Source organism: Streptomyces sp. NPDC040432 (genome assembly GCF_055595445.1).
This window is the reverse complement of the sequence record NZ_JBVIVP010000003.1, coordinates 160,174-172,505: the sequence shown is the minus strand read 5'-3', so window position 1 is coordinate 172,505 and position 12,332 is coordinate 160,174. Positions and strand designations below refer to the sequence as shown.

Below are 12,332 nucleotides of genomic sequence, written 5' to 3'. Positions count from 1 at the left end.
CCGGGCGGCCTTCAGGCGTCGAGGTGGCCGGTGTCGTTCCAGCGTTCCAGCGCGGGGGCCCCGTACGCCCATCCGAGGACGGACAGGGACGTCGGATCCAGCCGGATGCGGGCGCCGAAGGAGGCCTCGAAGCCGAGCCAGCGGGCGGCGAGGGTGCGCAGGATGTGGCCGTGGGCGAAGACGAGGACGTCGCGTTCCGCCGAACGGGCCCACGCCACGACCTCGTCCGCGCGGGCCGCGACGTCGGCCACGGACTCGCCGCCGGGCACCCCGTCGCGCCAGATCAGCCAGCCCGGCCGGACCGCCTGGATCTCGGCCGGGGTCATGCCCTCGTAGTCGCCGTAGTCCCACTCCACCAGGGTGTCCCAGGGCTCCGCCCGGAGCCCGAAGCCGGCCAGGTCGCAGCTCTCGCTCGCCCGGACCAGCGGGCTGGTGCGCACCTGGAGGTCGCGCAGGTCCGACCAGGGTTTGCGGGCGAGGCGTTCGCCCAGCAGCTTCGCGCCCTGCCTGCCCTCCTCCAGCAGCGGCACGTCCGTGCGGCCGGTGTGCTTGCCGAGGCGCGACCAAGCCGTCTGGCCGTGGCGGGCCAGCAGGATGCGGGGAGCCATGTGAGTTTCTCCTGGTCCGTGGGGGTTCGCTCCGGTACGGGCGAATCCGTCGTCCGACCATCATCCATCACATGAACACGGGGCAACTCCTCCCCTCCCTGCGGCGTCGTACACCGTATGACCAATCGACGGCGACCCACGTGGTGGGCGGAACTACTGCTCCTGGCCCTCGTCTACGGCGCCTATTCCGGCGGCAGGCTCCTGGCGCGGGGCGACGTGGACCTCGCGGTCGATCACGGGCTGGCGATCCTGCGCGTCGAGGAGGCGCTGTGGATGGACTTCGAGAGGCCGCTGAATCGTCTCTTCTCCGGGTCCGGGCTCTTCGGCATACCCGCCGACTTCGTCTACGCGTCCCTGCACTACCTCGTCACCCCGGCCGTGCTGGTCTGGCTGTACCACCGCCGCCCGCACCACTACCGCGCCGCCCGGACCTGGCTCGTGGCGTCCACCCTGCTCGGGCTCGTCGGGTTCTCCCTGATGCCCACCTGCCCGCCCCGGCTGCTCGACGCCTCCTACGGGTTCACCGACACGATGGCCCAGTTCAGCGCGTACGGCTGGTGGGGCGGCGAGGCCAGCGCCCCGCGCGGGCTCGGGTCCTTCACCAACCAGTACGCGGCGATGCCGAGCCTGCACGTCGGGTGGGCGCTGTGGTGCGGGATCCTGCTGTGGCGGCACGCCCGCACGCCGCTGGTGCGGGCGCTGGGCATCGCCTACCCGGTCCTGACGACGGTGGTGGTCATGGGGACCGCCAACCACTACTTCCTCGACGCGGCGGCCGGGGCGGCCGTGATGGGAGCCGGCGCGCTCATCGCCCGCCGACTGCCCGCGTTCCGCACCCCGGAACGGGGCGTCGCGCCGACCGGCACGACGACGGCCCCGACGCCGGTCCGTGGAGGAGGAGCAGCCGGTTTCCGCGGTAAGTCCCCGATTGTCGGTGGCGGATGGGACACTTCCGCCCGTGAGCTCCTTCCCGCCCGGCGGCCGCCCGCAGCCGACGCCGCAGACGACGACACTGCGGCAGCGGCTCGCTGACCTGCGCGGCCCCGCCGTACCGCCCCGCCCGCTCGACGCCAGGGCACTCGCGGCCCTCGCCGCCAACCCCGGCTGCGGCAGAAGGGCCCTGCTCGACGGCGCGGGCGTGGACAAGACGGCGCTCGCGGCGGCCCTCGGTTCGCCCGCCTCCTTCGGACAGTCGCAGTTCGCGATCGTGCGCGGGAACTCCTTCGAGGCCAAGGTCAAGGGCGACGGCGGCGCCGAGCTGCTGCGGCTGGTCCACGACCGGCTCGGCGCCGGCACCGAACCGCCCGGTCCCGGAGCCCGCGTCCCCGACCTCACCGCCGCCGGCCCCGAGGGCCGCGCCGCCCGTACGGCGCTCGCACTGCGCGAGGCCACCACCGCCCGGGCGTGGACGCTGCTCGACCATCCGATGCTGGCCCTGGAGGTGGCGGGCACCCCCGCCTACCTGGAGCCGGACGCCGTCGTGGTGCACCCCGACGGCCGCTGGACCGTGGTGGAGATCAAATCGTTCCCGATGATCGACGGGGCGGCCGACGCGGCGAAGGTGGGGGCCGCCGCACGGCAGGCCGCCGTGTACGTGCTGGCGCTGGAGCGGACCGCCGGAAAGCTCCCCGAGGCCGAGGTGGGGCACCGGATCGTGCTCGTCTGCCCGAAGGACTTCTCCAACCTGCCCACCGCCGCCCTGGTGGACGTGCGCCGCGAGCACGCGGTGACCCGGCGCCAGTTGGAGCGGCTGACCAGGGTCGAGGACCTCGCCGCGGCCCTGCCCGAGGGGCTCTGCTTCGATCCGGCCCGCCCCGCCGAGGAACTCGACCAGGCCGTGTCCGCCGTCACCGCGGCCTACGCCCCCGAGTGCCTGGCCGCCTGCGAGCTGGCCTTCCACTGCCGCGAGCGGTCCCGCGCCGCGGGCGACCCGGCCGCGCTGGGCCGGTCCGTACGGGGTGAACTGGGCGCCCTGACCACCGTGGAGGCGGCGCTCGCGGCGGCTTCCGGAGCGGGCCCCACCGACGACCCCACGGCAGCCGCGCTGCACCACGCCGCCCGGCTGCGAGCCGAGGCGCTCGAACAGGCCGCGGCCCGTCCCCCGCACCACGCCCCGGAGACCCCCGAATGCCCCTGCTGAGCACCCTGGCCCGGCTGGAGGCGGTCCGCGCGGGCCGCGCCCAACCGCTGGCGACCGTACGGCACCGCCACCTGAGCCCGCGGCCGATGGTCTTCGTACCGCTGACCACCGCGGGCGAGGCGGGCGCCCCGCTCGGCGCGATGGTGGGCACCGACCGGCACGACCCGCGGGTGTTCGTGATACCCCAGCCCCGTGACCGGGACCTGCGCTGGGCGTTCCTGGCCGAGCTGGCCGTCCACGTGCTGGCGCACATCGACGCGTACGCGGACACCGTCGAGCCCGCCGAGCGGACCGAGACCGACCCGGAGAGCGGCAAGCGCGTCAAGGTCGAGGCCGAGCTGTGCGTGGACGCGCCGCAGCTGATCGTGCCCAGCCGCGCGGGCATCGAGTACGTACGGCTGCTGGGTCGGTCGATGCGGTTCCGCCGGACCGCCGAGGAGGACCCGGAGAACCCCTACCCGGCGCCCTCGCAGGTGCCGATGCTGGGGCGCTGGTTCTCGCACCTCGCCGAGCGTTCCCGGGTGCCCGGCTCCTCGATGCTGCTGTCGGCGACCGATCTGCTGTCCCGGCACTGGGCGACGGGGCAGAGCAACCTGGAGGACCAGCACCTGGGCGCGCTGCTGGGCTGGATCGACCCGCCGGAGGGGACCTCGGGTGCGCGCGCGGCGCACGAGGCGGAACTCGACCGTGACGCCAGGGGCCAGTTGTCCTGCCCGCCCGCCGGTCCCGCGACCGACCCCGCGTTCGACAACACGCTGCTGGCGCCCGCCATCGCCCGGTTCGACGCGGCCCGCTCTGCCCTCGCGGCCGGGACCGCCGGTGACGGACCGGTGCGGCTGGCCGAGGGTGCGGTCCACACGCTGGTCGTGTCGCAGATGGAGAACACCTGGCGGCAGACCTGGCAGGCACTCGACCTGGTGCGCGCCCTGCCGTCGGGCGGGCGGACCGAGGACCGTTGGACCCGCGACCGCTGGTCCTACACCGGCCACCGGGACCGCGTCCGGGCGGGCGAGCCCCCGCAGCCGCGCCGCGACGACGCGGTGACCGCCGCGCAGAAGCTCGCCACCCGGGAAACCGAGCAGGTGCGCCTCGACGCCCAGGAAGCCCTCGACGACCCCCTGGTCATGGCGGGCCGGCGGCTCGCGGGCGAGGCCTTCGCCGGTGAGGTCACCGAGGTGGTGATGGAGTGGACGGACTCGAAGCGGCCCAGTCCGCGACCGCTGGTGACGGTGGCGACGGAGGACCGGCCGCAGCTCGCCGAGGACGGCGGCGGGAAGGTGTACCGCTCGTTGGACGGCCGACCCCAGTCGGCGCTCTTCGTGCGCCGGGAGGACGACGGGCACCTCGTGCTGCGCCTGCTGGACAAGATGGGCCGCACCCGGGAACCGGAGCCGGGCTCGGTACCGGAGAAGGGCGACCGGATCTGCTGGACGCTGTTCGAGCACGACGCGCGCGGCGGGCCGAAGCTGCCCGACCCGGAGAACACCCCGTGGACGCACGGAGGACCGCCCGGCTCCGCGGCGTCCGCTCCCGCGGGCCTGCCCGACGCCGTGACCGACGAGGACATCCTGTGACCGCCTTCGACCCCGGCGCCGCCGCCGACCGGGCGACCGCCGACATCCTGCACGACACCCTGCACGGCACCGAGCGGGGCGTGGTGGTGGATTCACCGCCCGGGGCCGGCAAGTCGACGCTCGTGGTGCGCGCCGCGCGGGAACTGGCCGCCGCCGGGCGCCGACTGATGGTGGTCGCGCAGACCAACGCCCAGGTCGACGACCTGGTGCAGCGGCTGCACGAGAAGGATCCGGAGCTGAGGGTCGGCCGGCTGCACAGCAGCGACGGCGACGCCTACGACCCGGCGCTGCGCGAGCTGCCCTCGGTCACCCTGTCGTCGAAGCCGGGGGACCTCGCGGAACTGCCCGTCACCCTGTCGACGGCGGCGAAGTGGGCGTACGTGAAGGACGTCGAGCCCTGGGAGCACGCCATCGTGGACGAGGCGTACCAGATGCGCTCGGACGCGCTGCTGGCCGTGGCGGGGCTGTTCGACCGGGCGCTGTTCGTCGGCGATCCCGGTCAGCTGGATCCGTTCAGCGTGGTCGGCGCCGAGCAGTGGGCGGGCCTGTCGTACGACCCCTCGGCGTCGGCGGTGTCCACGCTGCTGGCGCACAACCCGGGTCTGCCGCAGCACCGGTTGCCGGTGTCGTGGCGGCTCCCGGCGACGGCCGCGCCGCTGGTCTCGCGCGCCTTCTACCCGTACAACCGGTTCCGCAGCGGCACCGACCACGGCGACCGGCGGCTCTCGTACGGCGTCGCGGGCGACGGTTCGGGCCCCGACCGGGTGCTGGACGAGGCCGCCGAGTCGGGCTGGGGGTTGCTGGAGCTGCCCGCGCGCCACACGCCGCGCACCGACCCGGAGGCCGTCCGGGCGGTGGCGCTGGTGGTCCGCCGGGCGCTGGACCGCGGCGCGGTGACGGTCGACGAGCGGTCCCCGGACCCGTCTCCGCTGACGGCGGACCGGATCGCCGTGGGCACCGCGCACCGCGACCAGGCGGCGGCGGTCCGCGCCGCCCTGGCGGCGCTGGGCGTGTCCGGGGTCGTCGTGGACACCGCGAACCGCCTCCAGGGCCGCGAGTACGACCTCACGGTGGTGCTCCATCCGCTGTCGGGCCGCCCCGACGCCACGGCCTTCCACCTGGAGACGGGCCGCCTGTGCGTGCTGGCCTCCCGGCACCGGCACGCCTGCGTGGTGGTGGCCCGGGCGGGCATCGCGGACCTGCTGGACGCCCACCCGTCGACGGAGCCGGTACAGCTCGGGGTGACGGTGAAATTCCCGGACGGCTGGGAGGCGAACCACTCGGTGCTGGCGCATCTGGCGGAGCACCGCGTCCCCTGGCGGCCCTGACGGGACGGGCCCGCAGACGGCATCGGCGGGGCGTCGGCGGGCCCGACTTTGACATAGTGCGCGGCCCGCGTTTCCCCGGGTGGGGCGCCCGCGCCCAGAATGGCGGCCGATCAGCACGGTGCGGCCCGCCTTCGGCCGCACCACGGCACCACCCACGGGGAGTTCGCCCATCATGACCCGCCTGCACGTCATCTCCGCCGCCACCCGGCCCACCTCCAGCGGCCGCCCGCTCGCCGCCTGGGTCGCCGACCGGGCCCGCGCCCACGGTGGTTTCGAGGTCACCCCGGTGGACCTGGCCGAGATCGCGCTGCCCTTCCTGGACGAGCCCGAGTACGCCTCCAGCGGCGTCTACGCGCACCAGCACACCCGCGACTGGAGCGCCCTGGTCTCCTCCGCCGACGCGTTCCTGTTCGTGCTCCCGATGTACAACGGCGGGTTCACCGCGCCGTTCAAGAACGCGATCGACTTCCTCTACGGCGAGTGGCAGGGCAAGCCCGTCGGGCTGGTCAGCTACAGCGCGGGCGGGACGGGCGGCGCGCCGGCCGCCGAGATGCTGCTGCCCGTCCTGACCCGGCTCGGCATGCTGCCCGCCGGTCGTTCGGTGGCCGTCCCGGGCATCAACGCCCTGGTCGGGGAGGCGGGCTTCGACGCTCCGGCGGGTCTGACGGACGAGTTGGACGGGGTGCTCGACGACGTCGCGGCGCTGGCGAAGGAGCCCGTCGCCGTGTGACGCGGGGCACTCTTGCGCGACGTTGGACAATGGAGGGTGGCCCGGAAGGATTTCGTACGCGCAGCAGGAGGACACGCATGGCAGAGCCCGAGCGGACCGAGCGGAGGCTGCGGCCCGCGCCGCTGCTCTTCGAGCCCTCGGACGCCGCCACGGACCCGGAGCACTTCTTCGACCTGGAATCCATCGAGGATCCGCGTGAGCTGCTGGCCCGGGCCACGGAGCTGACGCTGGCCTTCCGGGCGGCGCACGACCGGGCCGTGGAGTTCCAGGCGCTGGCGGCGGCCCAGCTGGCGGATCCCCGCCGCTTCGACCGGATCCCGCCGGAGGCGATCGCGGAGCTCGCGGAGTGGACCGAGGACTACGCGCGCAAGATGATCGAGTTCGGTGACGACCTCCAGCGCGGCACCGCCCCCGACGCCCACTAGGCCTTGGGGCCCGTCGGGCGGGTACGGGCTCCGTACCCGCCCGACGGGGCACCTGGCATATGCGCGGCGCAACATACCCCAGCGCCGCACGCCGTGTCCCGACTTTCGGTAACTCCGGGGAATGGTCACATCACGCCCGGTAGACCTTGGGCATGACGACGCTGACGACGGCCACCGGTTGCCCCTCCTTCGACGGCACGGACGGACGCCCCGCGTCCGCGACCCACGTCACACCTCAGGGCGCCGCCTGGCTGGCGTCCGCGTCCGCCCTCCCCGAGCACACGCTCGTCGCCTGGCAGGCCCGACCCGGCACGCCCGCCGTACTGCCCTGTGGGACCGCCTTCGACGTCGTCAACGTCCCGGTCGTACTGGGCCGCCGGATGCTCGACCTGCTGTGGGAGCGGGGCCCCGGCTCCGGCCCGGCCGCCGTGCACCGGGGCCGGATGCTGCTCTTCGCCACCCCGGGGACGGCCCAGCGGCTGCCCGCCCTGCTCGCCTGGGAGGAGTGGAGCCCGGGTGCGCCGGCGCCGCTCTGTCACGGCCTCGGCGACGCCGTCACCGTGCCCCCGCTCGCCGCCGCGCCCGGCCCCTCCCGCTGGCTCGTGGCCCCCGGATCCCGGCTCCCGTGGCTGCCCGGCCCGGACGCCCTGCTGTGGGCGTTCCTGCACGCCACCCGGGGTGCGGCGGCGATTTTTCCTTCGGCGGATCAGGATGCTAATGTCTACGACGTCACCAAGCGCCGCTAGCTCAGTTGGTTAGAGCAGCTGACTCTTAATCAGCGGGTCCGGGGTTCGAGTCCCTGGCGGCGCACAGACGGAAGAAGGCCCCCCACGCGCGTGGGGGGCCTTCTTCGTGTTCCGTTCGACGGGCTACGTGGTGATCTTCACCGTGTAGGCGCCGGACCGGGTCCGGTCGGCGACCTCGATCGTGATGCCCTCCCCCGGCACGGTGAAGGCCTCGCCGACCTCCAGGGGCGCGTCCGCCAGCGGCGGGTACACGGAACGGTCCCCGCAGGCCTCCGTGCCCGGGTGGGCGTCGAGGACCTCGATGGGGCCGCCGCCCGAGGACGCCTCGTTGCGGACCCGGTAGACGAGCACGCCTTCGGTGCAGGTCTCCCCGTCATTGCCGACGGAGCCCCGCGCCTCGACGGCGATGGCGCTGCCGGGGCCGGTACGGATCACCGCGAGCCGGGTTCCGCCGGTGCTGCCGGGGGCCGGGGCCTGGGCGAGCGGCTGGAGGGTGTGCATCGAGGAGCCGGACCGTACGCAGTCCACCTGCGTACGGTCCAGCCAGCCCAGCTTCCACTTGTGCCAGGCGAACAGGTCGGGCGCCATGCCGAACTGGCTGCCCATGACGTCCCAGTCCCCGACGTACGTGTCCCAGTCGCCCTTGCCGTCCGACGGGCGGTGGTAGAGGTCGGGCAGGTCGAAGACGTGCCCGGTCTCGTGGGCGAGGACGTTGCGGTCCGGCGGGTGCCGTTCGAAGACGGTGACGATCCGCCGCAGCGGCGTGCCGTCCGCGGTCAGCGGCCGGTCGAAGTTGACGACCTTGGTGGCGTCGGAGTCCACCCCGGGGGCTTCCGGGTCGGCCACGAAGTAGACGACGTCGTACGCGCTGAAGTCCACCTCCGGGTCCGCGACGGCGACGGCGTCGCGCAGGTAGGCCGCCCGGTCCTCGGGCGCCCAGTCCCGCCTTATCCCGTACTCGGTGGACGCCTTCGGCATCCGGATCCATCGCTTCTGGGGGTGCGGGACCAGTCGGAACCTCCCGTACGAGGCCCGTTCGAAGAAGTCGCTGGTGGAGGGGAAGTAGTCGGAGGTCAGTTCCTCCGGGGTGAGGCCGGTGCGGTGGTCGGGGAAGGAGAGGAAGACCATGACCGCGTTGAGGCTGCGCTCCGGCTTGGGGTAGGCGCGGTTCCAGGTGTCGAGTCCGAGCGAGTGGTGCGCCGCCGTGCGGGTCAGGGCACAGGGGCCCGCCTCGGAATCGGCCGCGGCGGGGCCGGCGATCAGCGACATCGCGGCGAGGGCCGCCATGGAGGTGAGGACCGCCGCCGCACTTCGGGCGCGGGAGCCGTCCACTCCCCCGGGTGTCTGCTGTCGCGGCACATCGACCTCCGGTGGTGGATTGGTGACCTTTCATCCACTTTGAGGCGATTGTCTGATTAATGCCCTGTTCCGGTGCCCCACACGAGTGAGCACTACGGCAAGCCGGTGACCCTCGGGGTTCACGCACACGCATACGGAACGTCACGACCGATCACCGGGGATCAAGCACGGCTGCCGGGTGCTCAGAGGTGCGCAGAAACGATCGCCCCGGGTCGGTCGGGGTGGTGTCCGACGGGGCGTCAGCAGGACGTCATCACGACGAAGGACCGTGTTCCGTACGGCGACGCCGCTGGATAGGGCCTCCCGACAGCCTCTATGATCGGCACACTTTCCTGCGCGGACACCCACGAGCACTGCGGGAGCCAACGGTGAGCGGAACCTCAGAGGGGACCGGTTCGGCGGCCGACAGCATCCGACCGGCCCTTACGGAGCGTCACCCGGCAGTGCCGGCCGTGCCCGGCATGGCGGCGGCGCCGGCCATGTTCGCCGCGGAACCACTCGACTACCGGGCCGCCTTCGACGCGGCCCACCTCGCGATGGCCGTGGTCGGCCGCGACGGCGACGTCATCGCCGCGAACCAGGCCCTCGCCGGGCTGCTGGGCGCCGAGCCGCGCGCGCTGGCCGGGCAGTCGGCGGCGGACCTGGTGGACCTGGCGGCCGAGGCCCGTACCTGGCAGGCGTACCAGGAGGTGTTGCGCGGCCGGCAGGCCCGGCTGCGCTGCACGCGCCGCCTCAAGCACCCCGACGGGCACTCGTTGTGGACGGAGGTGACGCTGGGGCCGGTCCCCGGCACCAAGGACGTCCTGCTGTCGGTCGCCGACATCAGCGATCGGCGCGACCTCCAGGCCCGGCTGCGGCACCTCCAGATGCACGATCCGGTGACGCGGCTGCCGAACCGGGCGCTGTTCTTCGAGCGGCTCTCGGCCGCCCTGGAGGCCTCCGCGTACGGGCAGGGCGGCACGGGGCGGATCGGGCTGTGCTACCTCGACCTGGACGGCTTCAAAGCCGTCAACGACACCATGGGGCACCGGGTCGGGGACCGGCTGTTGACGGCCGTGGCGGCCCGGCTGACACAGTGCGCGGACCAGTCCGGCTACGGCCGCACCGGAGGGCACCTGGTGGCGCGGCTCGGCGGCGACGAGTTCGCGCTGCTCGTGGAGGACTCGACGGGCACGGACCAACTCACGGACCTGGCACGGAGCGTACTGGCCGCCGTGCAGGAGCCGTTCGACCTGGCCGGGCAACGGCTGTCGGTGTCCGCGTCGATCGGTGTCGTGGAACGCGACGCGGAGGGGACGACGGCGACCGGGCTGATGCAGGCCGCCGATACGACGCTGTACTGGGCGAAGGCGGACGGCAAGGCCCGCTGGACCCTCTTCGACCCGGAGCGCAACGCGCACCGCATGACCCGGCAGGCGCTTTCCTCGACGCTGCGGCCGGCCGTGGAGCGGGGCGAGTTCGAGCTGGAGTACCAGCCGTTGGTGGATCTGGAGAGCGGCGCCGTGCGCGGCGTGGAGGCCCTCGTCCGCTGGAACCACCCGCAGTTCGGCACGCTGACGCCGAATCGGTTCATCGGCATCGCCGAGGAGGACGGCTCGATCGTCCAGCTCGGCGGCTGGGTCCTGCGGACCGCATGCCGGCAGGCCCGGCGATGGCAGATCGAACAGCCCAGCGACGCGCCGGTGTTCGTGTCCGTCAACGTGGCGGTCCGCCAGGTGTGGGACTCCGACCTGGTCGGGGATGTCGCCGAGATCCTCGCCGAGACGGGGCTGGCGCCGCAGCTGCTCCAGCTGGAGCTGACGGAGTCGGCGGTGATGGGCTCGGCCGGCAGGCCGTTGCAGGCCCTCCAGGCCCTCAGCGACATGGGCGTGCGGATCGCCATCGACGACTTCGGCACCGGGTACTCGAACCTGGCCTACCTGAGCCGGCTGCCCGTGTCGGTGCTGAAGCTGGACGGCTCCTTCGTGCACGGCTTCCGCTACGAGGACGGGGCGCACCCGAACCCGGCCGACGAGACGATCGTGGAGGCATTGGTCCAGCTCGCGCACCGGCTGGGCCTGACGGTCACCGCGGAGTGCGTGGAGACCGCCGGCCAGGCCGCGCGGCTGCGCCGCGTGGGCTGCGACACGGGCCAGGGCTGGCTGTACTCGCGCGCGGTGGCCCCGGACGTCATCGCCCGCATGATCGGCCGCCAGGCGACGGCCCCGCATCCCGTGGTCTGAGGGGGCGCGGGACCGATCCGCGGGTCGGCCGGGCGGCGGGGCCGGAAGGTCAGAGGCTCCGCACGAAGACGGCGAACGCCTCCGGGGCGACGGCGAAGACGGGACCACCGGGGTTCTTGGAGTCCCGCACGGCGACCCGGCAGGGCTGGGGGGCGACTTCGACGCAGTCGCCGCCGGTGTTGCCGCTGTACGAGGCCTTGCGCCAGGTGATGCTGCCGATCGGGGCGCACTCGACGCATTCGCCGCCGCTGGAGCCGCTGTAGGACGACTTACGCCACCGCGCGCCCGGCAGGTTCTGGATGCTTGCCATAGCGTTCCTCCATTACGCGAGCGATCAGCTCTGCCGACGCCCGGGGGGAGAGGGCCTCGGCTTGGAGGCGAGCGTAGCCGATCGAACGCTCCTTGATCACTTGTGGGTTGGCGGTCATGTGGCCGGAAGCGTAGCTCTCGCTGTAGTGGATATCCGGATCGCCGTCGAACCGCAGAAGGGTGAACGAGCCCATCATTGCCGCATGCTGGCCTGCGCTGAAAGGCAGCACCTGGATCTCCAGCCACTGCCGCTCTCGAAGGCTCAACAGGTGGGCGAGCTGGTCTCGCATAACCTGACGACCTCCGATCTTGCGATAGAGGGCCGCCTCGTCCAACACCACCCACAGCACCGGAGGATCGCCCCGGAGAAGGATGCGTTGGCGATCGAGTCGAGCCGCCACGGAGGCGTCGAGCCGGTCGGGATTCTCGACGCCGAGCACCGCGTGCGCGTACGCCTCGGTCTGGAGCAGCCCGTAGACCAACTGGCACTGGTACGTCGAGATGTAAGTCGCCCGGGCCTCCATCTCCGCGTACGCCTGGAACCAGCAGGGCAGTTGGGTGCGCAGCACCAGCCCCACCAAGCGGGAGAACTGCCCGTCCGTGCCCAGCGCCGCGTCCAACCGTTCGGAGAAGTCGCGGGTCGGGACCCGTTTCGTCGTCTCCACCTGGCCGATCAGGGAGCCGGTGCAGTAGATGATGTCGCCCAACTGCGTCTGTTTCAGGCCGGCCGCCTCGCGCAGCCTGCGCAGTTCGGAGCCGTAGTAGTCCAGCGGCGAGGCGCTGGGATCGAGGTCGCGGGTCAGGACCACGGGACGGTCACCCCCATGAAGACGCGGGTCCGGTTCGGTCGTGACCAACCGTAGCGACCGCGCCACTCACCGATGGGGGCAT

The 12,332-nt window shown here is 73.2% G+C and carries 12 protein-coding genes and 1 tRNA gene; 9 read left to right on the top strand and 4 right to left on the bottom strand.

Annotated features, from left to right (window positions below):
* Nucleotides 1–11: 11 nt before the first annotated feature.
* Nucleotides 12–608 (bottom strand): histidine phosphatase family protein, encoded by a 597-nt coding sequence (locus ACZ58N_RS08070; RefSeq protein ID WP_471156944.1) that lies wholly within the window; start codon nt 606–608, stop codon nt 12–14.
* Nucleotides 609–725: 117 nt separating this feature from the next.
* Between ACZ58N_RS08070 and ACZ58N_RS08065 the strand changes: the two genes are divergently transcribed.
* The 8 genes from ACZ58N_RS08065 to ACZ58N_RS08030 all read left to right on the top strand — a co-directional run bounded on the left by ACZ58N_RS08065 (nt 726) and on the right by ACZ58N_RS08030 (nt 7,615).
* Nucleotides 726–1,640, top strand: a complete 915-nt coding sequence (locus ACZ58N_RS08065; protein WP_471156942.1) for a phosphatase PAP2 family protein — start codon at nt 726–728, stop codon at nt 1,638–1,640.
* Nucleotides 1,567–2,748: a hypothetical protein gene (locus ACZ58N_RS08060; RefSeq protein WP_471156940.1), complete on the top strand. Its 1,182-nt coding sequence runs from the start codon at nt 1,567–1,569 to the stop codon at nt 2,746–2,748. The genes ACZ58N_RS08065 and ACZ58N_RS08060 overlap by 74 nt, the downstream gene beginning before the upstream one ends.
* Nucleotides 2,736–4,322, top strand: a complete 1,587-nt coding sequence (locus ACZ58N_RS08055) for a hypothetical protein (protein ID WP_471156939.1) — start codon at nt 2,736–2,738, stop codon at nt 4,320–4,322. Before ACZ58N_RS08060 ends, ACZ58N_RS08055 begins: the two co-directional genes overlap by 13 nt.
* Complete coding sequence (locus ACZ58N_RS08050; protein WP_471156937.1) at nt 4,319–5,650, top strand: AAA domain-containing protein; 1,332 nt, start codon at nt 4,319–4,321, stop codon at nt 5,648–5,650. The genes ACZ58N_RS08055 and ACZ58N_RS08050 overlap by 4 nt, the downstream gene beginning before the upstream one ends.
* A 172-nt stretch (nt 5,651–5,822) precedes the next feature.
* Nucleotides 5,823–6,380 (top strand): NADPH-dependent FMN reductase, encoded by a 558-nt coding sequence (locus tag ACZ58N_RS08045; RefSeq protein ID WP_471156935.1) that lies wholly within the window; start codon nt 5,823–5,825, stop codon nt 6,378–6,380.
* Between the two features lie 77 nt (nt 6,381–6,457).
* Entirely contained in the window at nt 6,458–6,805 is a 348-nt protein-coding gene (locus ACZ58N_RS08040) for a hypothetical protein (RefSeq protein ID WP_471156934.1), read from the top strand.
* Between the two features lie 152 nt (nt 6,806–6,957).
* On the top strand, nt 6,958–7,551 hold the full coding sequence (locus ACZ58N_RS08035; RefSeq protein WP_471156932.1) for a bifunctional DNA primase/polymerase: 594 nt from the start codon (nt 6,958–6,960) through the stop codon (nt 7,549–7,551).
* Nucleotides 7,542–7,615 (top strand) — tRNA-Lys (locus ACZ58N_RS08030). The genes ACZ58N_RS08035 and ACZ58N_RS08030 overlap by 10 nt, the downstream gene beginning before the upstream one ends.
* Nucleotides 7,616–7,674: 59 nt before the next feature.
* Here the strand turns inward: ACZ58N_RS08030 and ACZ58N_RS08025 are convergent.
* Nucleotides 7,675–8,910, bottom strand: a complete 1,236-nt coding sequence (locus ACZ58N_RS08025) for a M6 family metalloprotease domain-containing protein (RefSeq protein ID WP_471156931.1) — start codon at nt 8,908–8,910, stop codon at nt 7,675–7,677.
* 368 nt (nt 8,911–9,278) lie between these two features.
* Here ACZ58N_RS08025 and ACZ58N_RS08020 point away from each other — a divergent pair, with 368 nt between their 5' ends.
* A complete protein-coding gene (locus tag ACZ58N_RS08020; RefSeq protein WP_471156930.1) occupies nt 9,279–11,132 on the top strand; it encodes a putative bifunctional diguanylate cyclase/phosphodiesterase in 1,854 nt (617 codons plus the stop codon).
* Between the two features lie 49 nt (nt 11,133–11,181).
* On the opposite strand, the gene ACZ58N_RS08015 is transcribed toward ACZ58N_RS08020, so the two are convergent.
* Both ACZ58N_RS08015 and ACZ58N_RS08010 read right to left on the bottom strand, forming a co-directional pair.
* Nucleotides 11,182–11,442: a DUF397 domain-containing protein gene (locus ACZ58N_RS08015; protein WP_471156927.1), complete on the bottom strand. Its 261-nt coding sequence runs from the start codon at nt 11,440–11,442 to the stop codon at nt 11,182–11,184.
* A complete protein-coding gene (locus ACZ58N_RS08010; protein ID WP_471156925.1) occupies nt 11,402–12,250 on the bottom strand; it encodes a helix-turn-helix domain-containing protein in 849 nt (282 codons plus the stop codon). The genes ACZ58N_RS08015 and ACZ58N_RS08010 overlap by 41 nt, the downstream gene beginning before the upstream one ends.
* Between the last annotated feature and the right edge of the window lie 82 nt (nt 12,251–12,332).